Consider the following 26054-nt stretch of genomic DNA (forward strand, 5'->3'; position numbering starts at 1 on the left):
CACCGATGACCAACATCCCCGAGACCGGCCGCACCCAGCGGGTGACGATCCGCGTGGTCGTCCTGCAGGTCCTGGTCCTGTCGCTGCTCGCCACCCTCGGCGGACGGCTGTGGTACCTCCAGATCCGCACCGGTAGCCAGTACACCGCCAAGGCGGAAGGCAACCACATCCGCGAAGTGGTCGAACCCGCGGTCCGCGGCGAGATCCTGGACGCCTCCGGGCGGATCCTGGCCGGCAACGAGACCAAGCTGGTGGTCTCGGTCAGCCGCACCTCGCTGCTCCAGCAGAAGGACCACGGCAAGGCCGTGCTGGCCCGGCTCGCCGACGTGCTCGGCCTGCCCGCCAAGGACGTCCAGGACAAGGTCCGGCTCTGCGACGCGAAGACCCCGCAGCCGTGCTGGAACGGCTCCCCGTACCAGCCGATCCCGGTCACGCAGCAGGCCACCACCCAGCAGGCGATGCAGATAATGGAACGCCGCGAGGACTTCCCCGGCGTCACCGCGCAGGCCACCGCCCTGCGCCGCTACACCGGCGCCGAGGGCGCCAGCGCCGCGCAGGTGCTCGGCTACCTCTCCCCGGTCACCGACGACGAGGTCCAGAAGACCGCCGACAAGACCGGCCGCGACCGGCGGCTGCCCTCCGACCAGATCGGCCGGGCCGGCCTGGAGTCCGTCTACGACGACGACCTGCGCGGCACCACCGGCGTCGACCGGCTGGAGGTGGACAACCTCGGCCGGGTCATCGGCAGCGCCGGCAACACCCCCGCGCAGCCCGGCAACAACCTGATCACCTCGATCGACGCCCGGGTGCAGAAGGCGGTCGAGGACCAGCTCGCCCAGGCCATGGCCGACGCCCGCAAGACCTTCGACAAGGAGACCAACAAGAACTACGAGGCCGACTCCGGCGCCGCCGTCGTCATGGACGTGCACACCGGCCGGATCATCGCCATGGCCAGCGCCCCGACCTTCGACCCCAACCTCTGGGTCGGCGGCATCTCGGCCAACGACTACCAGAAGCTGACCGGCAAGGACTCCAACTACCCGCTGATCAACCGGGCCATACAGGGTCAGTCGGCCCCCGGCTCCACCTTCAAGGTGATCTCCACCACCGCGGCCGTCCAGGCCGGGTACTCGCTCGACGGGCACTACCCGTGCCCGCAGTCGCTGACCATCGGCGGCCGTGAGTTCAAGAACTTCGAGAGCGAGAGCTTCGGCGACATCTCGCTGGAGCGTGCCCTGGAGATCTCCTGCGACACGGTCTTCTACGGCCTGGCCTACGACCAGTGGATGAAGGACGGCGGCATCAAGCCGAAGAACCCGCAGGACTGGTTCTTCAAGACCGCCCACCAGTTCGGCCTCGGTACCAAGACCGGCGTCGACCTGCCCGGCGAGGTCACCGGCCGGGTGCCGGACCGGCAGTGGAAGCAGTCCTTCTACGACGCCAACAAGGACTCCTGGTGCGCCCAGGCGGCCAAGGGCGGCCACGAGTACGCCGACGAGATCGCCCGCGAGAACTGCGTCGACGGCAACGTGATGCGCGCCGGTGACTCGGTCAACTTCGCGATCGGCCAGGGCGACACCCTGGTCACCCCGCTGCAGATGGCCCGGATCTACTCGGCCCTGGCCAACGGCGGCACCCTCTACCGCCCGACCATCGGCAAGGCGGTCGTCAGCCCGGACGGCACCCTGGTCCGCGACATCGCCCCGCACGAGGACGGCAAGCTCCCCGCCGACGGCAAGCTGCTGCAGTACATCAACGAGGCCACCGCGGGCGTCGTCGAGCGCGGCACCGCCGCCTGGAAGTTCACCGGCGCCGGCTGGCCGCAGAAGCAGATCGAGCTGCACGCCAAGACCGGCACCGCCGAGGTCGCCGGCAAGCAGACGACCTCCTGGCTGACCACCTACAGCAGCGACTACGCGGTCGTGATGACGATCAGCCAGGGCGGCACCGGCTCCGGCGGTTCCGGTGACGCGGTCCGCCGCATCTACCAGGCGCTCTACGGCGTCGACGACAAGGGCGCGATCGACAACACCAAGGCGCTGCTGCCCAAGCCGCAGGCCGACCTGCCCAAGTTCAACCCGGACGGCACCGCGATCATCAAGCCGGTCTCCTACGAGGGCACCCGCGCGTTCCTGGACCCGGTCCAGCCCGCCGGCGCGCAGCAGCCGCTCACCGTGGCACTCGCCGCCCTCGAACCCGTCCGCGGAACCCAGGGAAGGGGCCGGGCATGACCTCGTACGGCTCGTACCGGCCGGTCCGGCTCTCGCCCCGGCGCAACTCCTTCGCCAGGGCCCTGGCCAAGGACTCGCCGCTGCGCCGACTCGACTGGATCATGATCCTCTGCGCGCTCGGCCTCTCGCTGGGCAGCTCGATGCTGGTCTGGTCGGCCACCCGCGGCCGCGACGCGCTGACCCACGGCGACCCGCAGTACTTCCTCTACCGGCACCTCACCAACCTGGTGATCGGCGTCGGCCTGTGCGCGGTCACCGTCCTGATAGGGACACGGCGGCTGCGCACCGCGGTGCCGTTCGTCTACATCGCGGTGCTGCTGATGCTGATGGCGGTGCTCAGCCCGCTCGGCTCGACCATCAACGGCGCCCACTCCTGGATCCAGTTCGGCGGCGGCTTCTCCCTCCAGCCGGCGGAGTTCGCCAAGCTGGCGATCGTGATGGGCATGGCCGTGGTGCTCTCCGCCCGGGTGGACGCCGGCGAGCGGGAGTTCCCCTCCTCGCGCAGCGTGCTGCAGGCGCTCGTGGTGGCGGCCGTCCCGATGGGCGTCGTCATGCTGATGCCGGACCTCGGCTCGGTGATGGTCATGGCGGTCACCGTGATGGGCATCCTGCTCGCCTCCGGCGCCGCCAACCGCTGGGTGTTCGGCCTGCTCGCCACCGGCGCGGCCGGCGCGATCGCCATCTGGCAGCTGGGCATCCTCAGCAAGTACCAGATCGACCGGTTCGCCGCCTTCGCCAACCCGGCGCTCGACCCAGCCGGCGTCGGCTACAACACGGCGCAGGCCCGGATCGCCATCGGCTCCGGCGGACTGACCGGCATGGGGCTCTTCCACGGCACCCAGACCACCGGCCAGTTCGTCCCCGAGCAGCAGACCGACTTCGTCTTCAGCGTGGCCGGCGAGGAGCTCGGCTTCGTCGGCGGGATCGTCCTGATCGGCCTGCTCGGCGTCATCCTGTGGCGCGCCTGCCGGATAGCGCGCCAGGCCACCGACCTGTACGGCACGGTACTGGCCGCGGGCGTGGTCGCCTGGTTCGCCTTCCAGGCGTTCGAGAACATCGGCATGAACCTCGGCATCATGCCCGTCGCGGGCATCCCGCTGCCGTTCGTCTCCTACGGCGGCTCCTCGATGTTCGCGGTGTGGATCGCCATCGGGCTGCTCCAGTCGGTCCGTTCCCAGCGGCCGATAGGGACCTGACGCCCGGTCGAACGGACCGGCGACTTCCGGCAACCCACTCGACCGGACGATGGTACGGGTGCCACTCTTGGGGTGTTCTTGATCCACACCAGGGGGGTTCTTTACCGTGCGTCTGCGTCAGTCCCTCGTCCTCACGGCGGCGGTGGCCACGGCCGTCGCCGCCGTCGGGCTTCCCGCCACCGCCTCGGCGGCTGCCGCCACCACGCTCTACGTCGACAAGTCCGAGTCGGCCCACTGCTCCGACGGCGGCTCCGGAACGCTCGCCCAGCCGTTCTGCAGCGTCGGCGCAGCCGCCGCGGTCGTCCAGCCGGGCCAGACCGTCCTGATCGCACCGGGCTCCTACTTCGAGGACGAGGTGCACCTCACCCGGTCCGGCACCCCGGACCAGCCGATCACCTTCCTCGGCGGGCCGATCACCAAGGACGCCACCGCCATGCCGGTGCTGCAGCCCGGCGCCGGGCCCGAGGGCGGCAGCTTCGTACTGTCCCACGTGCACGACGTGGTGATCCGGGGCCTGCGCCACTACGCCAAGACCAACCCGGTCGTGATCACGGACTCCTCCCGGATCACGGTCGATCAGAACTGGTTCCAGAGCAGCCACGGCACCGCCGACGTCCGGATCTCCGGCGCGAGCGACCACGTGACGGTCAGCCGGAGCGTGTTCCCGGACACCTACGGCGTGGCGGTCGACCCCGGAGTACACGACACCCTGATCACGGCCAACGACCTCAGCCGGACCAGGACCGCGGCCGTCACCGTCAAGGACGCCCCGGGTACCGCGGTCACCGACAACACGATCCTCTACTCCTGCCTGGAGAGCGTGCTGATCGACGGCGCCTCGCCGGGCGCCGTGGTCGAGAACAACGTGATCTCCGCCGACCACCCGGCCGCCACGAAGAACTACCCGTCCTGGTGCGACGCCGCCCACCGGGGCGAGGCGGAGATCTCGGTCTCGGCCGCCTCCACCGCCGGCAGCACGGTCGACTACAACACCGTCCACCCCTGGGCGGACGCCGTCGGCTACCGCTGGGCCGGCACCGCCCACCGGACCGCCGCCGCCCTGAAGGCCGCGACCGGGCAGGGCGCCCACGACACCGACGTCGACGTCGCCTTCGGCGAGGGGTCCGCCTGGCCGTTCCACACGCTCGACACCGCCGACCCGGCCACCCTGGCCGCCGTCGTCGACTCCGCCGACCCGGCCGCCCCGGGCACCGGGACCGACCTCTACGGCTCGAAGGCGGTGGACGACCCCGCGGTCGCCGGCACCGCGCCGGGCGGCGGCGGCGTGCGCGACCGCGGCGCCTACGAGCACACCGGCCTCCAGGGCTGGCTCGACCTCACCGACACCCCGGGGCCCGTCCCGCTCACCGTCAAGGCGGTCGCCCAGGCCCACGACAGCTTCGGCTCCCCGATCAGCTACACCTTCGACTTCGGCGACGGCACCGCGCCCGTGGTCTCCACCAGCCCCGAGGTCAGCCACACCTACACCACGACCGGCGTCCACCGGGTGCTGGTCGTCATCAGCACCGCGGCGGGCGCCCGGGTCACGCCGGAACCCCGGTTCGCCGTGGCCAACGCGCCGGGCCAACTCACCGCCGACCTCACGGCCCGCCAGCTGGACGGGGGCGGGCTGTTCGAATTCGCCCCGACCGCGGAGTCGCCGTGGGGCGGCGCCTCGACCACCGTCGACTTCCACGACGGCAACCCGCCCCGGACGCCGCAGTCGAACGGGACCATCACGTACCGCTTCCCGCAGCCGGGCACCTACACCGTCACGATGACCGCGCACGACCGGGTCGGCCACGTGGTCACCACGGACAAGCAGGTGGTCGTCAGGTACGACACCGATCACATGGCGCTGCTGCCCGGCGAACGGGTCCAGCTGGTCACCCGGGCCGGCGACACCCTGATGAACACCGGCGCCAACTACACCCTCGGGCAGTGGGACACCTTCGACGCCATGCCGCTGAACGGGCCGAGCGCCCCGCAGGCGCCCGCCCGCCCGTCCTCCCTCGCCACGACCACCACCGGTGACGAGTACCTGCGGACCTTCGCGGTGGTGGACGGCCGGATCCTCTCCGTCGACCGCAACCTCGGGACGACCCGTTCGGGTGGCATGGGCTACGTCGACCGGGGCTTCTGGTTCGACTGGGCCGAGGTGACCGGCGCCGCCGGCGCGGGCGACCTGCCCGGCGTGACCCGGGTGGCGGCCGCCTCGATCGGGAACCGGACCCATGTGGTGGCCCTGGCCAACGGCCGGGTGTACGAGGCGTCGGGCAGCCACGACTCGGGCACCTGGAGCAAGTGGGGCGACATCACCGCGGCGGTCGGTCTGCCGGGTGGTGTCACGAGCATCGCCGCCGGGACCACCGGCAACTCGCTGCACGTGGCGACGCTGGGCGCCGACAAGCACGTGCGGGTCGCGGACGGCAACTACGACCGGGGCACCTGGTCGGCCGGCGACGTCACCGCGGCGTACGGCGGCCCGACCGGCATCACGCAGCTCGCCGGCGCCACGACCCCGGGCTCGCGGTTCCACGTCGTGGTGCTGGCGAACGGCGTGGCGTACGAGACGACCGGCGACTACGCCGCCGGGTACTGGACCGGCTGGGGCAACATCTCCGCGGCCAGCGGTCTGACCGGCTTCTCCGACGTCGCCGCCGCGTCGACCGGCAACAGCCTCCGCCTGTACGGCGTGTACCTCGGCCGCGTCTACAACGCCAACGGCGACTACACCCGCGGCCAGTGGTCGAGCTGGGCCGAGGTGACCGTCCCCGACGCGGCCGGCAACACCCCGCCGGTCGGCGCCATCGCCGCCGCCGGCATCGGCTGACGCACCGCCCGAGCGGCCCGGCCCCACCCGGGGACCGGGCCGCCCCGACCCGTCGCTATATTGTGCCGTTCTTGCTCGAACGTGTATGGGGGGCACGCTTCATGCGTCTTCGTCAATCCGCCGCGCTCACCGTGGCCGCGGTCACCGCCGTCCTCGGCCTGCCCGGCCTCGCGACGGCCGACCAGGCCGGCACCACGCTGGTCGTCGACGGCAGCGCCGCGAACTGCTCGGACAGCGGCAGCGGCAGCTATGCGCAGCCGTACTGCAAGATCTCGGCGGCCGCCGCCGCCGTCCAGCCCGGCCAGACCGTCCTCGTCCTGCCGGGCACCTACCCGGACGACCCGGTCACCCTCACCCGGTCCGGGACGCCGGAGCAGCCGATCACCTTCCTCGGCGGCCCGGTGACCTACGACAAGATGGCCCAGCCCATGGTGCGGACCACCGGCACCGCCGTGACCAACGGCTTCGCCCTGGTCGGCGTGCACGACGTGGTGATCCGCGGCTTCACCCACTACGGCCTGCGCGACCCGCTCACCGTCACCGACTCCGCGCGGATCACCCTCGACCAGAACCGCTTCGAGGGCCGCCACTCGCTCGCCGCCGTCCGGATCTCCGGGAAGAGCGACCACGTCACCGTCAGTCGCAGCCTGTTCCTGAGTTCGGGCGGCGTGGTGGTCGAGCCCGGCTCGCACGACACCCTGATCACCGCCAACGACCTCAACCGGACCGCGAATTCGGCCGTCAGCGTCAAGGACGCGCCGGGTACGGCGGTCACCGACAACACGATCGTCTACTCCTGCCTGGAGAGCGTGCTGATCGACGGTGCCTCGCCGGGCGCCGTGGTCGAGAACAACGTGATCACCGCCGACAACCCGGCTCACACCCACTACAACCCGGCCCCCTGCGACGCCGCCCACCGGGGCGAGGCGGAGATCTCGGTCTCGGCCGACTCCACCCCCGGAAGCAAGGTGGACTACAACACCGTCCACCCGTGGCCGGACGCCGCCGGCTACCGCTGGGCCGGGACCGCCTACCCGACCGCCGCCGCCCTGAAGGCCGCGACCGGGCAGGGCGCCCACGACGTCGACCTGAACATCGACATCGACGAGAACCGCACCTGGCCGTTCGACGTCCTGTCCGACGCGGACACCGCCGCCATCGACTCGGCCGACCCCACCGCACCCGGGGTGGACACCGACTTCTTCGGCTCCAAGCCCGTCGACCACCCCAAGGTCGGCAACACCGCGCCCGGCGGCGGCCTCCGCGACCGCGGCGCCTTCGAGCGCACCGGCCTGCACGACGCGGGCCTCCAGGTCCACGGCGCCGGACAGGCCAACTACCCGACCGGCCCGGTGCCGTTGACCGTCCGCGCCGTCGCCTCCGTGACCGAGGACTGGGGGAGCCCCGTCCAGTACTCGTTCGACTTCGGCGACGGCACCGCGCCGGTGGTCTCCACCAGCCCCGAGGTCACCCACACCTACACCCGGACCGGCTCCTTCCCGGTCATCGTCACCGTGACCGACGCGCTGGGCGCCAGGACCGTCGGCAACACCAGCGGCGCCCACGCCAACCCGCCCGGCGACCTGGTGCCGCAGCTCACCACCACCCAGCTCGACGGCGGCGGCCTGTACAAGTTCCAGCCGACCGGCACCTCTCCCTGGACGGTGTTCGGCGAGACCGTCGACTTCGGCGACGGCAGCGCCCCGCAGCACCCGACCTACGGCGAGATCTACCACCGGTACGAAACGCCGGGCACCTACACCGTGAAGGAGACGGTGTCCGACGACGGCGGCCGCGAGGCGGTCAAGACCGTCCAGCTCCGGGTGGACTACGACGCCGAGCACGCGGCCCTGCTGCCGGGCCGGCGGGTCCAGGTGATCGCCCGGACGGCCGACTCGCTGCTCGACACCGGCGCCAACCTCGACCGCGGCGTCTGGGCGGGCTTCACGCCGGTCGCGTCGAACGGATCGAACGCCCCTGCGCCCGCCCAGGTGCAGTCCGTCGCCACGACCACCACCGGTGACGAGTACCTGCGGACCTTCGCGGTGGTGGACGGCCGGATCCTCTCCGTCGACCGCAACCTCGGCGGCACGCGGCCGGGTGGCATGGGCTACGTCGACCGGGGCTTCTGGTTCGACTGGGCCGAGGTGACCGGCGCCGCCGGCGCGGGCGACCTTCCCGGCGTGACCCAGGTGGCGGCCGCCTCGATCGGTGAGCAGACGCATGTCGTGGCCCTGGCCAACGGCCGGGTGTACGAGGCGTCCGGCAACCACAACACCGGCAAGTGGAGCAGGTGGGGCGACATCACGGCGGCAGTCGGCCTGCCGGGTGGTGTCACGAGCATCGCGGCGGGGACGACCGGCAACTCGCTGCACGTGGCGACGCTGGGCGCCGACAAGCACGTGCGGGTCGCGGACGGCAACTACGACCGGGGTACCTGGTCGGCCGGCGACGTCACCGCGGCGTACGGCGGCCCGACCGGCATCACGCAGCTCGCCGGCGCCTCGACCCCGGGCTCGCGGTTCCATGTCGTGGTCCTCGCGGGCGGCAGCGTGCACGAGACCACCGGTGACTACGCCGCCGGCTACTGGACCGGCTGGGGCAACATCTCCGCGGCCAGCGGCCTGACCGGCTTCTCCCAGGTCGCCGCCGCCTCCACGGACAACAGCCTCCGCCTCTTCGGCGTCTCCGGCGGCCACGTCTACAACGCCAACGGCGACTACACCCGCGGCCAGTGGTCGAGCTGGCTCGACGTGACCGCCCCCGGCGCGGCCGGCACCCCCGCCAAGCCGATCACCGCCGTCGCCGCCGGCGGCATCGGCTAGCCGCACGATCGACGTCGACGGAGGGGCGCGGCTTCGGCCGGGCCCCTCCGTCCGTTCCCCGGGCCCCGCTCAGGTGAGCGCCGCCACGGCGGCCCGCACCGCGGCCGCCTGGAGCGCCACCTGCCGATCGACCGGCACCCGGCGCGCCCCGAACCGCCGGAGCTCCCGACACCCCTCCGCCACCGCCCGCGCTGCCCGCGGGCCCGCGCCGAGCCGGGCGAGCAGCGCCGCGATCCGCAGCGGAGCCCGTACGGCGTGCAGCTCGATCCCGGTCACCCGGGCCACCGAGGCCCCCTGGACCGGCTCGGCCAGCCAGTCGGCGGCCAGCCGTGGCGACACCTCCAGGTACCACTCCGCCGCCCGCCGCAGCGGCCCGCCGTCCACGCCCTCCGGCACCTCCGCGGCCAGCCGTTCGCACCCCGCCACCAGCCGCCGGGCCGCAGCCCGGACCGCCGTCCCGGGCGCCGGGTGCGGCCGCCGGTCGGCCACCGCGGGCACCGCCCACATCGGCACCTCCAGCACCGCGGTCACCCCGCCGTACCGCCGGGCGTACGCCCAGGTGGAGTCAGCCTCCTCGATCGCGCCGAAGCCCGCCGGGGCCTGCGGCGGCGGCATCAGGTAGACGCCCGGGCCCGGACTCGGCCAGAAGTACGCGTCGTGGGAGGCGACCTCCAGCGGGATCCCCGTCCGCGCCGCCGAGCGCGCGAAGGCCGGGCCGAAGCCGGGCAGCGCGTCGGTCAGCTGGGCGAAGGCGCCGCCCGCGTCCACCCCGTGCAGCGAGCACTGCAGGTCCGGCCGCAACTCGTCGATCAGCCCGACCAGCGCGGCGGTCTCGGACGAGCTGTCGGCCCCGGCCTCGGGCAGCCACTCCGGCTGGCCCTCCACGGCCGGCCGGTAGAAGTGTCGGAAGTGCCGTCGGGCACTGGGCGGGCCGCTCAGCCAGCCCGCCGTGAGGGCCGCGCCGTCCGGGTCCAGGCAGAGCAGGAAGTGCCAGGTCAGACCCGGGTCGGCGCGGTGCGCGGCACGCCGGGCGAGGTGCAGGGCGGTCGCGGTTCCCACCGGCTCGTTGGGGTGCGGTCCGGCCACCACCAGCACCTGACGCCCGCCCCGCCCCACCGACAGCAGGGTCAGCGGCCGGCCCTCCCGCGACCGACCGACCCGCCGCACCCGACACAGCCCGGGCGCCGACGCGGCCAGCCCGGCGGCCACCTCCTCCGCCCGTCCGGCCCCGGTGTACCGCAGACCCGCCCGTGCCATGTCCGTCCCCCCGGGGTCGCCGGCGCCGATCGCACCGCTGACGCACCGTCAGTAGCCCACGCGGGCGAGGAGGGCGTCAACCCGCCGCGAGCGCTGCTCGGGCCCGTCGTTCGGGGCCGCCGTTCGGGCCGGACGTGGAGCTGTGCGGTTCGGCTACCCTTGAGGGTCACCAGTTTTCTCCGAAAAAGGTCCTTGCGCATGACTGTCGAATCGGTCTTCCCACGCCTGGAGGCCCTCCTCCCGCACGTCCAGAAGCCGATCCAGTACGTCGGTGGCGAGCTCAACTCGACCGTCAAGGACTGGGACGCCTGTGACGTCCGCTGGGCGCTGATGTACCCGGACGCGTACGAGGTCGGGCTGCCCAACCAGGGCACCATGATCCTCTACGAGGTGCTCAACGAGCGCGAGGGCGTCCTCGCCGAGCGCACCTACAGCGTCTGGCCCGACCTGGAGGCGCTGATGCGGGAGCACGGCGTCCCGCAGTTCACCGTGGACGCGCACCGCCCGGTCGGCGCCTTCGACGTCTTCGGCCTCTCCTTCTCCACCGAGCTCGGCTACACCAACATGCTGACCGCGCTCGAGCTGGCCGGCATCCCGCTGGAGGCCAAGGACCGCACGGTCGACCACCCGATCGTCCTGGCCGGCGGCCACGCCGCCTTCAACCCGGAGCCGATCGCCGACTTCATCGACGCCGCCGTGATCGGCGACGGCGAGCAGGCCGTGCTCGACATCACCGAGATCGTCCGCGCCTGGAAGGCCGAGGGCCGCCCCGGCGGCCGCGACGAGGTGCTGCTGCGCCTGGCCCGCACCGGCGGCGTGTACATCCCGCGCTTCTACGACGTGGAGTACCTGGCCGACGGCCGGATCGGCCGCGTTGTCCCCAACCGGGCCGGCGTGCCGTGGCGGGTCTCCAAGCACACCGTCATGGACCTCGACGAGTGGCCCTACCCGAAGCAGCCGCTGGTCCCGCTCGCCGAGACCGTTCACGAGCGGATGTCCGTCGAGATCTTCCGCGGCTGCACCCGCGGCTGCCGCTTCTGCCAGGCCGGCATGATCACGCGCCCCGTGCGGGAGCGAAGCATCACCGGCATCGGCGAGATGGTCGACCGCGGCCTGAAGGCGACCGGCTTCGAGGAGGTCGGCCTGCTCTCACTCTCCTCCGCCGACCACAGCGAGATCGCCGACATCACCAAGGGCCTGGCCGACCGCTACGCCGAGGACAAGGTCGGCCTGTCGCTGCCGTCCACCCGCGTGGACGCCTTCAACATCGACCTGGCCAACGAGCTCAGCCGCAACGGCCGCCGCTCCGGCCTGACCTTCGCCCCCGAAGGCGGCTCCGAGCGCATCCGCAAGGTGATCAACAAGATGGTGTCCGAGGAGGACCTCATCAACACGGTCGGTGCCGCGTACGGCAACGGCTGGCGCCAGGTGAAGCTGTACTTCATGTGCGGCCTGCCCACCGAGACCGACGAGGACGTGCTGCAGATCGGCGTCATGGCGAAGAACGTCATCGCCAAGGGCCGTGAGGTGACCGGCAGCAACGACATCCGCTGCACCGTGTCCATCGGCGGCTTCGTGCCCAAGCCGCACACCCCGTTCCAGTGGGCCCCGCAGCTGTCCGCCGCGGCCACCGACGAGCGCCTGGCCAAGCTGCGCGACTCGATCCGCGGCGACCGCAAGTTCGGTAAGAACATCGGCTTCCGCTACCACGACGGCAAGCCCGGCATCGTCGAGGGCCTGCTCTCCCGCGGCGACCGCCGGATCGGCGCCGTCATCCGGGCCGTGTACGAGGACGGCGGCCGCTTCGACGGCTGGCGCGAGTACTTCTCCTACGACCGCTGGATGGCCTGCGCCGACAAGGGCCTGGCCGGCACCGGCGTGGACGTCGACTGGTACACCACCCGCGAGCGCAGCTACGAGGAGGTCCTGCCCTGGGACCACCTGGACAGCGGCCTCGACAAGGACTGGCTGTGGGAGGACTGGCAGGACGCCCTCGAAGAGGTCGAGGTCGAGGACTGCCGCTGGACCCCGTGCTTCGACTGCGGGGTGTGCCCTCAGATGGACACTCATATTCAGGTCGGACCGACGGGCAAGAAGCTGCTGCCGCTGACCGTGGTCAAGTCGTAATACCGGCGAATCATCTGACGGCCCTTCCCGAGCGTCCTGTTCGGGGAGGGCCGTTGTTCACTGCGGGGGGATTTCCGATGGAGTCGCACGATCAGCCTGCCGAGGGCTGCCTGGCCGCACTCGTGCGGCCGATCGCCCGGGTGGTGGCGCTGCTGGTGGTCGTACCGGTGCGGTTCGTCTGGGAGCTGTTGGTGGTGGCGCTGCGGGCTGCCGGGCGGCTGCTGGTGCGGGCGGTCGAGCTGCTGGTGGTGTGGCCGGCGCGGTTGCTGTACCGGCATGTGCTGGTGCCGCTGGGCGCTGCGGCGCTGTGGTTCCACCGGGCGGTGCTGGCGCCGTTCGGACGTGGGGTGCGGTGGCTGCTGGCGGGTGCGGGCCGGGTGCTGGGCCGGCTGGCCGCGGTGGTGGGGCGTGGTCTGCGGTGGGTGGTCGGGACGGTGGCGCGCGGCTCGGGGTGGCTGCTGACCGGGTTGGCCCGCGCCGTGGCCTGGTCGGTGCGGACGCTGTGGACCGCGCTGGCGTGGCTCGGCCGGGTGCTGGTGGTCCGGCCGGTGTCGTGGCTGGTCGCGGCGGTCCTGGTGCCGCTGGGGCGGGGCGTGGCGTGGCTGGGCCGGTACCTGGTGGCGGTCCCACTCGGTTGGCTGGGCCGGTACGTGCTGGCGCCGGTCGGCCGGGGGCTGCTGGCGGCGCTGCGCGGGGTGGACGCCGCCCTGGCGGCGCTGGTCCGCGGCGGCTACGTGTGGGTGTTGGCGCCGTTGGGGCGCGGGGTGCGGTGGCTGCTGGCTGTCGGGGTGCCGGTGGCGCTGCGGTACCTGCTGGTGGTGCCCGCGGTGGCGTTGTGGCGGTACGTGCTGGCGCCGGTCGGCCGGGGGACCGGCGCTGCCCTGGTGGCGTTGGTCCGTGGCGGGTACGTGTGGGTGTTGGCGCCGTTGGGGCGTGGGGTGTGGTGGCTGCTGGCGGTCGGGGTGCCGGTGGCGCTGCGGTACCTGCTGGTGGTGCCCGCGGTGGCGTTGTGGCGGTACCTGGTGGCGCCGCTCGGCCGGGGCATCGGCGTGGTGCTGCACTGGACGGTGCTGGTCCCGCTCCGGCTGCTGTGGCGGTACGTGCTGCGCCCGCCGCTGCGGGCGCTCGCGCTGGTGCTGGGCTGGGCGTGGCGGATGGCGGGCCGGGCGTGGCGCAGGCTGGTGGTGGAGCCGTGCCGGTGGGTGCGCCACGAGGTGTGGTGGCCGGTGCGGGAGGAGATCCGGCAGGTGCGGCTGGCGGTGCGCAAGGCGGTGCGGGAGGCGGTGCGGGACGCCCGCCGGAGCCTGCTGGGCTGACCCGGGCGGAGCGGCGGGGGGTGACGGGCGCGTACCCTTGGCGTGACAGAGTCCGGCCGGAGCCGAGCAGGCGCGAGGCCGGACGGGGACAACTGACTAAGGACTGAGCGACCTGGCACGCCGCACGCCCGACGGTCCGCCGCCCGCTCCGACGGTGCAGCGAATCCGTCTCCGCTACACCAAGCGCGGCCGTCTGCGCTTCACCAGCCACCGTGACTTCCAGCGGGCGTTCGAGCGTGCGCTCCGCCGCTCGGCCGTCCCGATGGCCTATTCGGCGGGTTTCACCCCGCACCCGAAGGTCTCGTACGCCAATGCCGCTCCGACCGGTGTGGCCAGTGAGGCCGAGTACCTGGAGATCGGCCTGGCCGAGGCCCGCGACCCGGAGGCGCTGCGTGCGCAGCTGGACGCGTCGCTGCCGCCGGGCCTGGACGTGATCGACGCGGTCGAGGTCCGGACCTCGAACTTCGTCGAGCGGCTGGAGGCCTCCGAGTGGCAGCTGCGGCTGTCCGGTGTGGAGCCGGCCGAGGCGGCGAAGGCGGTCGAGACGTTCCTGGCCGCGGAGACCGTCGAGGTCCAGCGCATGACCAAGAACGGGATGCGCACCTTCGACGCGCGCGGCGCGGTCGCCGCTTTCGCGCTGGCTCCGTCGCAGGTCGGAAATGGTAACGACACCGGCACGGACGGTGCCGCCGATGTTCGGACGGGCACTCCCTGTGCGATACTGCGGCTGGTAGTACGACACGCCACACCCGCCGTACGACCCGACGACGTTTTGTCCGGTCTCCGTGCGACGGCCGACCTGGCGCCGCCGGTCCCCGCTGAGGTGACCAGGCTGGCGCAGGGGCCGCTCGACGAGGAGTCCGGCACGGTGACCGACCCGCTGGCGCTCGACCGCGCCGCGGCCCCGGCCGGCCAGTAGGGCCGCCAGCCGCGCGCATCTGCCGTCCGCCGAGTGGGCGGGAGCGCAGGCTCGGAGACGAGCCTGCGGCTCCCCGGCCCCCGCGGCTCCCCAGGGGAGCGAGCGTCGTTGCGCGCCTGCCAGGCCCAGTGGCCCGGCCTTGACAACTCAGAAGACTGGTCAGACCAGAAGACTTTCGACACCCCGCACCGTGCGGGGCGCCGAGCGAGACTACGAGCCCCTGTGCGGCCTCGCGTCCGCACGACGGCACCGTGGGAGTCGGCCCGCCAATGCTGTGGCCGACTGTACTGACGGTGGCGCGTCGTGCCCGGATGCGGAGCCCGGGGGCCTGACGGGAGATCCACCCGCATGCTCGAGAACACCGAACCGCAGTCCGCTGCGGACAACACTGATGCCGACGGCACCTCCGCCGCTCCGCCGCGTCGCCGCCGCCGGGCCGTGTCCCGGCCGGCCGGTGCGCCGCAGGGCGCGGCTGCCGAGACCGCCGAGACGGTCCTGCCGACCGAGGCTGTGACGCCGGCTCCGGCCGAGGCCGAGGCGGCTCCGGCCGCCGTCGAGCCGGCCGAGAAGCCGGTCCGGGCCCGCCGGACCCGCAAGCGCGCCGAGTCGCCGGCCGGTACGCCGGAGGCTGCGCCGATCGAGGTCGCCCAGCCCGAGCCGGTCGCCGAGCAGGCCCCGGCCGAGCCGGTGGCCGAGGCCGAGGAGGCCGAGAAGCCGGTGCGGGCCCGCCGTACCCGCAAGCGGGTGTCGGCCCCCGCGCAGTCCCCGGAGCCGGTCGTCGAGCCGGAGGCCGTCGTGGCGCCGGTCGAGGTCGCTCAGCCGGAGCCGGTCGCCGAGGAGGCCCCGGCCGAGGCCGAGGAGGCCGAGAAGCCGGTGCGGGCCCGCCGAACCCGCAAGCGGGTGTCTGCCCCCGCGCAGTCCCCTGAGCCGGCTGCCGAGCCGGAGGCCGTCGTGGCGCCGGTCGAGGAGCCCGCCGCCGAGGAGGAGGCCGAGGAGGAGACCGCCGCGGTCGCCGAGGCCCCGGCCGCCGAGCAGCCCGCCGCCCAGCCCGAGGCCGAGACCTCGCACCGGGTGCGCCGCCGCGCCGTGCGCCCCTCCACCGCGATCTTCCAGGCGCCGGTCTTCCAGGAGCCCGCCCCCTTCGTCGCCCAGGCCCCCGCCCAGGCGCCGTCCCAGGCCCCGGCCGCGGCCGAGCGTCCCGCCGTCCAGGCGGAGCCGGTCGCCCAGGCGAGCGGGGACGAGGAGGAGTTCGAGTACAGCGGGGTGGGCCGGCGCCGCCGGGTCCGTACCGCCGTCCGGGTGCAGCCGAAGGCGAAGGCGCGGCCCGAGCCGAAGCCGGAGCCGGTCGTCGAGCCGGAGGCCGTCGAGGCGTCCGCCGCCGGTCCGGAGGCCGAGGGCGACTGGGAGGAGGACGGCCGTCCGTCCCGCCGCCGCCGTCGGGGTGGCCGTCGCCGCCGCCGCGGTGAGGCCGAGGAGCCGGAGGCCGTGGAGGCCGTGGAGGCCGAGACCGCCCAGGCCGAGGACGAGTCGGCCGAGGAGGCCGAGGGCGACGAGGAGGAGGGCGACGAGGACGAGCTGGCCGCCGGTCTGGCCGGTTCGCGCCGCCGCCGTCGCCGTCGCCGCCGCAGCGGTGACGGTGCCCCCGAGGCCGCCGAGACCACCGAGGACGGCGTCCGTACCGTGGTGAAGGTGCGCGAGCCGCGCCGCCGCTCCACCGAGCCCGCGTTCGACCCGGACGAGGTGCAGTCCATCAAGGGCTCCACCCGCCTGGAGGCGAAGAAGCAGCGCCGCCGCGAGGGCCGCGAGCTGGGCCGCCGCCGGGTGCCGATCATCACCGAGGCCGAGTTCCTGGCCCGCCGCGAGTCGGTCGAGCGGGTGATGGTGGTCCGCCAGAACGGCGCCCGCACCCAGATCGGCGTGCTCGAGGACGGCGTGCTGGTCGAGCACTACGTCAACAAGGAGCAGGCCACCTCGTACGTGGGCAACGTGTACCTGGGCAAGGTCCAGAACGTGCTGCCCTCGATGGAGGCCGCCTTCGTCGACATCGGCAAGGGCCGCAACGCGGTGCTGTACGCCGGTGAGGTCAACTTCGGCGCGCTCGGCGGCCACAGCGGCCCGCGCCGGATCGAGTCGGTGCTGAAGTCCGGCCAGTCCGTGCTGGTCCAGGTCTCCAAGGACCCGATCGGCCACAAGGGCGCCCGCCTGACCAGCCAGATCTCGCTGCCCGGCCGCTACCTGGTGTACGTGCCCGAGGGCTCGATGACCGGCATCTCCCGCAAGCTGCCGGAGAACGAGCGCGCCCGTCTGAAGCAGATCCTCAAGAAGATCGTCCCGGACGACGCGGGCGTCATCGTGCGCACCGCCGCCGAGGGCGCCAGCGAGGACGAGCTCACCCGCGACGTGCAGCGCCTGCAGCAGCAGTGGGAGGAGATCCAGAAGAAGGCCACCAGCGGCAACGCCCCGGCGCTGCTGTACGGCGAGCCGGACATGACTGTCCGGGTGGTCCGCGACATCTTCAACGAGGACTTCACCAAGGTCATCGTCAGCGGTGCCGACGCCTGGAGCACCATCCACGACTACGTCTCCAACGTGGCCCCGGACCTCACCGAGCGCCTGCAGCGGTGGACCAGCGACGTGGACGTGTTCGCCACCTACCGGATCGACGAGCAGCTGATGAAGGCGCTGGACCGCAAGGTCTGGCTGCCCTCGGGCGGTTCGCTGGTGATCGACCGGACCGAGGCGATGATCGTCGTCGACGTCAACACCGGCAAGTTCGTCGGCCAGGGCGGCAACCTCGAGGAGACCGTCACCCGCAACAACATCGAGGCGGCCGAGGAGATCGTCCGCCAGCTGCGGCTGCGCGACCTCGGCGGCATCATCGTGATCGACTTCATCGACATGGTGCTGGAGTCCAACCGCGACCTGGTGCTGCGCCGCCTGCTGGAGTGCCTGGGCCGGGACCGGACCAAGCACCAGGTGGCCGAGGTCACCTCGCTGGGCCTGGTCCAGATGACCCGCAAGCGGGTCGGCCAGGGCCTGCTGGAGTCCTTCTCCGAGGCGTGCGTGCACTGCAACGGCCGCGGCGTGATCGTCCACATGGACCAGCCGCACGTCCACACCGGCGGCGGCCCGGCCCCGGTGGCCGGCGAGGGCGGCAGCAAGCGCCGTCGTCGCGGCAAGGGCGGCACCGGTCAGACCGAGGCCGAGGCCGCGGCGGTGGAGACCGCCGAGGTCGAGGAGCTCGTCGAGGCCGTTGAGGCCGTCGAGGAGCCGGTGGCCGAGGAGGCCCCGGTGGCCGAGCCGGAGACCATCGTCGTGCCGGCCGCGGTCGAGCAGGCCCCGGTGGAGGCCGTGGTGGCCGAGGCCCCGGCGGCTCCGGCCGGCCGGCCGCGCCGCCGCGCGGTGCGCAAGGCCACCGCCCCGGCGGGTTCGTCCGGCCAGGCCGAGATCGTGGTGCTGCAGGCCCGCGCCGAGGCCGCCATGGAGGCCGCGCTGGCCGCCGCCGAGACGGCTGCCGCCTCGGGCGAGCCGGGTGAGGTGGCCGTGGCGGTCGCCGAGGAGGCTGTGGTGGCAGAGGTCGCCGAGCCGACCGAGGCCGTCGAGGCCGCGGAGCCCGTCGAGGCCGCCGAGGCCGAGGAGGAGCCGGCGCCGAAGAAGCGGGCCACCCGCAAGACGGCCGCCAAGAAGACCGTCGCAGCGAAGAAGACCACGGCTGCGAAGAAGACCACCGCCCGCAAGACCGCGACCAAGCGGACCAGCGCGGCGGCCAAGAAGGCCGCGGCCGCCGAAGGTGACGGCGCCGCAGAGTGAGCCCAGGGGCCGGGACGGGTGTTCGACCCGTCCCGGCCCGTGGCGGCCCGGTTTGCTCCTGGAGTGACCGGTCCGTATTCTTGACCCTCGGCGTGTCTACGCCATGCTCCCGAGCACATCACCTCCCGGACGCCGCAAGGTGTCAGGGGGAGGCCGCTGTGTCCGTACCCAGCGGCTGGCATCCGGAGCTCCGACCGAGTAAGGAAAGCAGGTACCGCATGTACGCGATCGTTCGCGCAGGCGGCCGCCAGCACAAGGTCGCCGTCGGCGACGTGCTGGAGATCGACCGTATTGACGCCAAGCCGGGTGACTCGGTGGAGCTCTCGACCATCCTGGTCGTCGACGGTGACGCTGTCACCTCCGACCCGTGGGTGCTCGGCGGCGTGAAGGCTCACGCCGAGGTGGTCGACCAGACCAAGGGCGAGAAGCTCGTCATCCTCCGCTACAAGAACAAGACGGGCTACCGCCGCCGTCAGGGCCACCGCCAGAAGCACACCGCGGTGCGCATCACCAGCATCGACTCGGTCAGCAAGTAAGGGGATAACGAGAAATGGCACACAAGAAGGGCGCAAGCTCTACCCGCAACGGCCGTGACTCGAACGCCCAGCGCCTCGGCGTGAAGCGCTTCGGCGGCCAGGTCGTCAGCGCCGGCGAGATCATCGTCCGCCAGCGTGGCACCCACTTCCACCCGGGCGCCAACGTCGGCCGTGGCGGCGACGACACCCTGTTCGCGCTGACCGCCGGTGCCGTGCAGTTCGGCAACCGTCGCGGCCGCAAGGTCGTCAACATCGTGGCCGTCGAGGCCTGAGTCCGTAAAGACTCACACTGAAGGGTGGGCCGGAATTCTCCGGCTCACCCTTCATGCTTTACCGCAGGAACCACCTTTTTCTTCGTACTGGAGGCACCCCCATGACCACCTTCGTGGACCGCGTCGAACTTCACGTCGCCGCGGGTAACGGAGGCCACGGCTGTGCCTCCGTGCACCGGGAGAAGTTCAAGCCGCTCGGCGGCCCCGACGGGGGCAACGGCGGTGAGGGCGGCAGCATCATCCTGACCGTCGACTCCCAGGTCACCACCCTGCTCGAGTACCACCACTCGCCCAAGCGCAAGGCGACCAACGGCAAGCCCGGCGCGGGCGGCCACCGCACCGGCGCCGACGGCCAGGACCTCGTCCTGCCGGTGCCGGACGGCACCGTGGTGCTCGACCGCAAGGGCAACGTGCTCGCCGACCTGGTCGGCCACGGCACCAGCTTCGTCGCCGCTCAGGGCGGCCGCGGCGGCCTCGGCAACGCCGCGCTGGCCTCCGCCCGCCGCAAGGCCCCCGGCTTCGCGCTGCTCGGCGAGCCCGGCGAGTTCCGCGACATCGTCATGGAGCTCAAGTCCGTCGCGGACGTCGCCCTGGTCGGCTACCCGAGCGCCGGCAAGTCCTCGCTGATCTCGGTGCTCTCCGCCGCCAAGCCGAAGATCGCCGACTACCCGTTCACCACCCTGATCCCCAACCTCGGTGTGGTGACCGCCGGTTCGACCGTCTACACGATCGCCGACGTGCCGGGCCTGATCCCGGGCGCCAGCCAGGGCAAGGGCCTGGGCCTGGAGTTCCTGCGCCACGTGGAGCGCTGCGAGGTGCTGGTGCACGTCCTCGACTGCGCCACCCTGGAGCCGGGCCGCGACCCGCTCACCGACCTGGAGACCATCGAGGCCGAGCTCGCCGAGTACGGCGGCCTGGAGGAGCGGCCCCGCCTGGTCGCGCTCAACAAGGTCGACGTGCCGGACGGCCAGGACATCGCCGACCTCACCCGCGAGTCGCTGGAGGAGCGCGGCTACCGCGTCTTCGAGGTCTCCGCGCTCGCCCACAAGGGCCTGCGCGAGCTGAGCTTCGCGCTCGCCGACATCGTCTCCGGCGCCCGCGCCGCCAAGCCGGTCCAGGAGTCCACCCGGATCGTCATCCGCCCGCAGGCGGTGGACGACGCCGGCTTCACCATCACCGAGGAGGACGGCGCCTACCGCATCCGCGGCACCAAGCCCGAGCGCTGGGTCCGCCAGACCGACTTCGCCAACGACGAGGCCGTCGGCTACCTCGCCGACCGCCTGGCCCGCCTCGGCGTCGAGCAGGAGCTGTGGAAGGTCGGCGCGACCGAGGGCGACACCGTCATCATCGGCCCCGACGACAACGCCGTCGTCTTCGACTGGGAGCCCACCATGGCCGCCGGCGCGGAGATGCTCGGCCGCCGCGGCGAGGACCACCGCTTCGAGACCCAGCGTCCCGCGGTGGACCGCCGCCGCGAGAAGCAGCGCGGACGCGACTCGGCGGAGCAGGAGTACCTCGAGTTCGAGGCGCTCAGCTCGGGCCGCCAGGCGATCGAGGGCGACGAGGACTACTGAGAACGTCGGGCTGACTTTTCAGGGGCGCGGGGAACTGCGCGACCGGCCATCGCTCTGCGTGAGTGCAGGGCTGGGCGCGCAGTTCTCCCCCAGCCTTCGGCCGGGAGGTGCCCCCACGCGCCCCTGTCGTTCGTTCGTACGGTGAAACGCGGTGCGGAGGGGTGCCCCGGATCGCGTAAATTGCCCCCGGAGAACTACGCGAAGGGTCGGGGCCGATGGCGGATCAGACACTGCGGCAGGAGGTCCTGACCGCACGGCGGATCGTCGTCAAGGTCGGCTCGTCCTCCCTCACCACCAAGGCCGGCGGCCTGGACGCCGACCGGGTGGACGCGCTGGTGGACACCCTGGCGAAGGTGCTGGCCCGCCCGGACGCGCCGGAGGTCGTCCTGGTCTCGTCCGGTGCCATCGCGGCCGGCCTCGCCCCGCTCGGCCTGGCCAAGCGCCCGAGCGACCTGGCCCGCCAGCAGGCGGCCGCCAGTGTCGGCCAGGGCCTGCTGGTGGCCCGCTACACCGCGTCCTTCGCCCGGTACGGGATTCGGGTCGGCCAGGTGCTGCTGACCGCCGAGGACGCCAGCCGCCGCGCGCACTACCGCAACGCGTACCGCACGCTGGACCAGCTGCTGACGATGGGCGCGATGCCGATCGTCAATGAGAACGACACCGTCGCCACCGCCGAAATCAGGTTCGGTGACAACGACCGGCTGGCGGCCCTGGTGGCCCATCTGGTGCGGGCGGACCTGCTGGTGCTGCTGTCCGACGTGGACGGCCTGTACGACGGCGACCCGAGCAAGCCGGGCACCAGCCGGATCGAGGTGGTGCGCGGCGCCGACGACATCGCGCACGTGGAGATCGGCAGCGCCGGCAAGGCGGGCGTGGGCACCGGCGGCATGGTGACCAAGGTGGAGGCGGCCCGGATCGCCACCGGCGCGGGCATCCCGGTGGTGCTGACCGCCGCCAGCCACGCCGCGGACGCGCTGGCCGGCCGGCCCACCGGCACGCTGTTCCTGCGCACCGGCAACCGCTCGGCGGACCGGCTGCTGTGGCTGGAGCACGCCTCGACGCCGCGCGGCGCGCTGGTCCTGGACGACGGCGCGGTGGCGGCCGTGGTGCACGGCGGGGCGTCGCTGCTGCCGGCCGGCGTGACCCGGGTGGAGGGCGACTTCACGGCGGGTGATCCGGTCGACCTTCTTGGTGAAAACGGTCACATCGTCGCCCGCGGACTGGTCAACTTTGATGCAAGGGAGTTGCCCCGTCTGCTCGGCCGCTCGACCAGGGAGCTGGCCCAGGAGCTCGGAGCCGCGTACGAACGCGAGGTCGTGCACCGCGACGACCTGGTGGTCCTGCGCGGCTGACGGGGCCCGAAGGGGTGGGCAGAGGGGCCGGTCGGGCCCGCGGAGACGTCGCCGAACAGGAGGCCGCCGGTGGGACGCAGGCGGGAGGAAGCGCTGTCCGGGGAGCGGGCCGAGCGCCGGCTGACCAGCATCGCGGGCGGCCGGGCCGCCGGGGCGGACGCCGCCCGGGTCCGGGAGCTGCGCCCGCGGCAGGACGAGGACGAGGCGGCCCCGGAGCAGGGACGGCTGTGGCACGTGGTGCTCAGCGTGGCCGGGCCGGTCACCCCGCTCGCCGAGCTGCGGGCCGGGCTGGAGCGCCTGGCGCACGACCACTCGTTCTTCCTGACGGCCCGCTACGCCGCCGACCACGCGGAGGTCCGCTACTGGGAGGAGGCCCGCGACCTGCACGACGCGGCGGCCATCGCGCTGCGGCTGTGGGGCGAGCACAAGGCGTCGGCGAACTTACCGCCGTGGGAGATCGTCGGTCTGGAGGTGGTCGACCGGGCCACGTACCACCAGCGGGTGGCGGAGGGCTTCGGCGACCCGCCGCCCCAGCTCGGCGCGGTGCACCCGTTCCCCGGCTGACGCCCGGGCCCTTTCCGGACACCGCCGCCGACCACCTGTCGGAACGGGCGCCGGTCCGGCGCCCGCGAATCGCTACCCTTGGCGCATGAGCGACCTCACCGCCACCGACAGCCCCGTTCTCGCCGCCGCGCGCCGTGCCCGGGAGGCGGCCGCCGGGCTCGCCCCGCTGCCGCGCGGCGTCAAGGACGCCGCGCTGCTGGCGATCGCCGACGCGCTGGTCGCGCGCGGCGCGGAGATCACCGCCGCCAACGCCGAGGACGTGGCCCGGGCCCGCGAGGCGGGCACCGCCGAGTCGGTGATCGACCGGCTGACCCTCACCGAGGAGCGGATCGCCGCCATCGCGGAGGACGTCCGCAGGGTGGCCGGCCTGCCCGACCCGGTCGGCGAGGTGATCCGCGGCTACACCCTGCCGAACGGGCTGGACGTGCGCCAGGTCCGGGTCCCGCTCGGCGTGGTCGGCATCATCTACGAGGCCCGCCCCAACGTGACGGTGGACGCCGCGGCGCTCTGCCTGAAGTCCGGCAACGCGGTGCTGCTGCGCGGCTCCGCCTCGGCGTACCGCTCCAACACCGCCCTGGTCGAGGTCCTGCGCGCCGCGGTCGAGGGCGCCGGGCTGCCCGCCGACGCGGTGCAGCTGGTTCCCGGCGAGAGCCGGGACTCGGTGCAGGAGCTGATGCGCGCCCGCGGCCTGGTGGACGTGCTGATCCCGCGCGGCGGCGCCTCGCTGATCCGCACCGTGGTCGAGGGCTCGACCGTCCCGGTGATCGAGACCGGTACCGGCAACTGCCACGTGTACGTGGACGCCGGGGCCGACCTGGCGATGGCGGTCGGCATCCTGCTGAACTCCAAGGCCCAGCGGGTCAGCGTCTGCAACTCCGCCGAGACGCTGCTGGTGCACCAGGACATCGCCGACACCTTCCTGCCGCTCGCCCTGGCGGCGTTGGCCGGGGCCGGGGTCACCGTGCACGGCGACGACGCGGTGCTGAAGGCCGCCGAGGGCACCGGGGCCACCGTCGTCCCGGCGACCGACGAGGACTGGGAGGCCGAGTACCTCTCGTACGACATCGCCGCCGCGGTGGTGCCCTCGCTGGACGCGGCGGTGGCGCACATCCGCCGCTGGACCTCCGGCCACACCGAGGCGATCGTGACCACCTCGCAGGCGGCCGCCCGCCGCTTCACCCAGCTGGTCGACTCGACCACGGTGGCCGTCAACGCCTCCACACGGTTCACCGACGGGGGTGAGTTCGGTTTCGGCGCGGAGATCGGGATCTCCACCCAGAAGCTGCACGCCCGCGGCCCGATGGGCCTGCCCGAGCTGACCTCGACGAAGTACATCGTCACTGGTGACGGGCACGTCCGGGGCGAGGCCACGCAGACCGTCGGGGGCTGACCGGTCCGGCCCCGCCACCCGGCTGCCGGATCAACTGTGCGGAGGCCCAGACAAATCGCCCGCCCGGTAATACGCTGAATCCCGTGGCTGAGGATGTGGGGGGCTCGCCGTACTCCGACGGCGCCGACCACGGTGGTGCGGACGACGAGTTCGCCACCGTGGTCTTCGACGAGGCCTTCGTCCGCTCCGCCGCCGTGCACGAACCCAGCGCCCGGGAGCGGCAACTCGCCGCTGCCGAGGCCCGGTTCGAGCCGGATCCGGCCGGGCCCGGCCGGGGCTACGAGCTGACGACCTCCGGCGAGGGCCTGCCGCTGGAGCTGCGGCCGCTGCCCAGCGGGCTGGAGGACGACTGCTTCTACCCGGACCCGTGGTCGGGGCGCGAGCGGGCCCGCCGGCGCTCCCGGTGGCCCCGGGTCGGGTTCGACCCGGTGCAGTCCGGGCACGGCCGGCAGGTGGCCCAGCAACGCTGGCACCGCCCGGTGGCGTGGGTGCTGGCCGTGGTGATGGGCGTCAGCGTGGTCGCCGTCGCGGTCGCCGCGATCTACCGGGGCGTCGGCGGCGCCGAGGAGTCCCCGCGCCGGCCGGAGAGCGGGACGAGCAGCGCGGGCACCGCGCCCGGCCCGCCGGCCCCGTCGGTGGCCGCGCTGCGGAGCGGTTGAGCCGCTCCGCACGGCCCGCGCGCCCCGCGCGACGGACCGGTTGAGCCCGGCCCCTCGTACCGCGCCCGGCCCGCGTCTACCCTGGTGTTATGGGTGACCCGCTCGAGCCTCCCGAGGGTACGCCCGAGGGTGGTTCCGGGAACGAGGACGAGTTCCGGTCCGTCGTCTTCGACGAATCGTTCGTGAGGGCTGCCCGGATCCAGGAACTCTCCGCCCGGGAGCGGCTCGGCAACAACTATCAGCGGGCGACCCGACCCAAGGTCGGGCTGGGGCCGATCGGCACCCTGCCCCGGCAGGCCGTCGCCCTGCTGCTCCTGGTCGTGATGGCCTTCGCCGCCGCGGTGTACTTCGGCATCAGCTCACCGCACCGCCAGGTCAGCCCGCCCACCGGCAACCAGCTCACCGAGAGCCTGGTGGCGCTGGCCCCGCTCACGCCGGTCACCGCGGTCGCCGACCCCAAGCACCCGTTCGCCGCCCTCCCGGCCGGCTACGCCGAGGGCACCGCCGGACTCGGCACCCCGCCCGGCTCGGCCACCACCCACTTCACCCGCTCCGAGGTCAACCGGGCGCTGGACACCGTGCAGCGCTACCTGGTCGCCTCCGCGATGGCGCCGACCACCCTGGTGCAGGGCGAGACCGGCGAGGCGCGGGCCCTGGTCACCCCGGGGGAGCAGGCCCAGTACGACGACAGCGTGACCAGCCCCCGCGACGACCAGCACCACGCGGCCACCGGCTGGCTGGTCCGCTTCGACCCCGGGCAGGTGGCGCTGGCCGACAGCAATGTCCAGGCGAAGGGCGCCATCGAGGTCGCCGAGGCCGACAGCGGCACCCTGGAGGTCACCACCGACCACACCTTCGTCTACGCCCTGCGGCCGGCCGGCACCACCAGCGACCCCTCGGTCACCCTCCAGTACGTGCGGCGCGAGCTGCGCTTCGAGCTGGACCGCACCGACCTGGGCTCGGCCCGGCTGCGGCTGGTGGACGCGGTGACCCAGACCGGTCCGACCTCCTGCGGTGCGCAGTCGGCCGGCTACCTGCAGCCCACTCTCGCCACCGCGGCGGGCGTGACGCCGCCCGTCCCGCCCGCCGTGGACCCGGCCGACCACACCGCCGCCGCCTGGCAGGTGTGCGGTGTGCTCGGCCAGCCGGCCCGCTGAGCGGAGTTCTCGGGCGTCGTCTCTCAGGCGTTGTCT

At 73.2% G+C, this 26054-nt stretch carries 17 protein-coding genes; 16 read left to right on the forward strand and 1 reads right to left on the reverse strand.

All coding sequences use genetic code 11. From position 1 onward, the window contains the following. Positions 1-5 precede the first annotated feature (5 nt). The 4 genes from mrdA (at position 6) to FHR36_RS17610 (ending at position 9085) form a co-directional block, all read left to right on the forward strand. Positions 6-2231 carry a penicillin-binding protein 2 gene (gene mrdA, locus FHR36_RS17595; protein ID WP_253798239.1) on the forward strand — a complete coding sequence of 742 codons (2226 nt, stop codon included), beginning with the start codon at positions 6-8 and terminating at the stop codon, positions 2229-2231. Then, positions 2228-3427, forward strand: a complete 1200-nt coding sequence (rodA, locus tag FHR36_RS17600; protein WP_253798242.1) for a rod shape-determining protein RodA — start codon at positions 2228-2230, stop codon at positions 3425-3427. Before mrdA ends, rodA begins: the two co-directional genes overlap by 4 nt. Positions 3428-3533: 106 nt before the next feature. Next, positions 3534-6260: a right-handed parallel beta-helix repeat-containing protein gene (locus FHR36_RS17605; RefSeq protein WP_253798245.1), complete on the forward strand. Its 2727-nt coding sequence runs from the start codon at positions 3534-3536 to the stop codon at positions 6258-6260. 101 nt (positions 6261-6361) lie between these two features. Next, entirely contained in the window at positions 6362-9085 is a 2724-nt protein-coding gene (locus tag FHR36_RS17610) for a PKD domain-containing protein (protein WP_253798249.1), read from the forward strand. Positions 9086-9154: 69 nt separating this feature from the next. Here FHR36_RS17610 and FHR36_RS17615 read toward each other — a convergent pair whose 3' ends face one another. Next, positions 9155-10342, reverse strand: coding sequence for a M14 family zinc carboxypeptidase (locus FHR36_RS17615; RefSeq protein ID WP_253798251.1), 1188 nt, complete (start codon positions 10340-10342; stop codon positions 9155-9157). Between the two features lie 198 nt (positions 10343-10540). Between FHR36_RS17615 and FHR36_RS17620 the strand changes: the two genes are divergently transcribed. The 12 genes from FHR36_RS17620 to FHR36_RS17675 all read left to right on the forward strand — a co-directional run bounded on the left by FHR36_RS17620 (position 10541) and on the right by FHR36_RS17675 (position 26018). Then, complete coding sequence (locus tag FHR36_RS17620; RefSeq protein WP_253798254.1) at positions 10541-12469, forward strand: TIGR03960 family B12-binding radical SAM protein; 1929 nt, start codon at positions 10541-10543, stop codon at positions 12467-12469. A gap of 77 nt (positions 12470-12546) precedes the next feature. Next, positions 12547-13785 (forward strand): hypothetical protein, encoded by a 1239-nt coding sequence (locus tag FHR36_RS17625; protein ID WP_253798256.1) that lies wholly within the window; start codon positions 12547-12549, stop codon positions 13783-13785. Positions 13786-13939: 154 nt separating this feature from the next. Next, positions 13940-14704, forward strand: coding sequence for a TIGR03936 family radical SAM-associated protein (locus FHR36_RS17630; RefSeq protein WP_253798258.1), 765 nt, complete (start codon positions 13940-13942; stop codon positions 14702-14704). Between the two features lie 348 nt (positions 14705-15052). Beyond that, positions 15053-18514, forward strand: a complete 3462-nt coding sequence (locus tag FHR36_RS17635; protein WP_253798265.1) for an Rne/Rng family ribonuclease — start codon at positions 15053-15055, stop codon at positions 18512-18514. A 218-nt stretch (positions 18515-18732) separates the two neighbouring features. Continuing rightward, a complete protein-coding gene (gene rplU, locus FHR36_RS17640) occupies positions 18733-19050 on the forward strand; it encodes a 50S ribosomal protein L21 (RefSeq protein WP_253798267.1) in 318 nt (105 codons plus the stop codon). Positions 19051-19064: 14 nt separating this feature from the next. Beyond that, entirely contained in the window at positions 19065-19322 is a 258-nt protein-coding gene (rpmA, locus tag FHR36_RS17645; protein ID WP_014135732.1) for a 50S ribosomal protein L27, read from the forward strand. Between the two features lie 101 nt (positions 19323-19423). Continuing rightward, positions 19424-20896: a GTPase ObgE gene (obgE, locus tag FHR36_RS17650; RefSeq protein WP_253798270.1), complete on the forward strand. Its 1473-nt coding sequence runs from the start codon at positions 19424-19426 to the stop codon at positions 20894-20896. Positions 20897-21111: 215 nt separating this feature from the next. After that, the gene (gene proB, locus FHR36_RS17655) at positions 21112-22248 is read left to right on the forward strand and encodes a glutamate 5-kinase (protein ID WP_253798272.1); all 1137 of its coding nucleotides are present in this window, start codon (positions 21112-21114) and stop codon (positions 22246-22248) included. 69 nt (positions 22249-22317) lie between these two features. Continuing rightward, positions 22318-22812, forward strand: coding sequence for a DUF8830 family protein (locus FHR36_RS17660; RefSeq protein ID WP_253798274.1), 495 nt, complete (start codon positions 22318-22320; stop codon positions 22810-22812). 85 nt (positions 22813-22897) lie between these two features. Then, positions 22898-24202 carry a glutamate-5-semialdehyde dehydrogenase gene (locus FHR36_RS17665; protein ID WP_253798276.1) on the forward strand — a complete coding sequence of 435 codons (1305 nt, stop codon included), beginning with the start codon at positions 22898-22900 and terminating at the stop codon, positions 24200-24202. Between the two features lie 83 nt (positions 24203-24285). Further along, entirely contained in the window at positions 24286-24861 is a 576-nt protein-coding gene (locus FHR36_RS17670) for an SCO2584 family spore wall biosynthesis protein (RefSeq protein ID WP_253798278.1), read from the forward strand. Positions 24862-24950: 89 nt separating this feature from the next. Then, a complete protein-coding gene (locus FHR36_RS17675; RefSeq protein ID WP_253798280.1) occupies positions 24951-26018 on the forward strand; it encodes an SCO2583 family membrane protein in 1068 nt (355 codons plus the stop codon). Positions 26019-26054 lie beyond the last annotated feature (36 nt).

The sequence above is a fragment of the Kitasatospora cinereorecta genome, from assembly GCF_024172095.1.
In the GTDB taxonomy this organism is placed as follows: Bacteria; Actinomycetota; Actinomycetes; order Streptomycetales; family Streptomycetaceae; genus Kitasatospora; species Kitasatospora cinereorecta.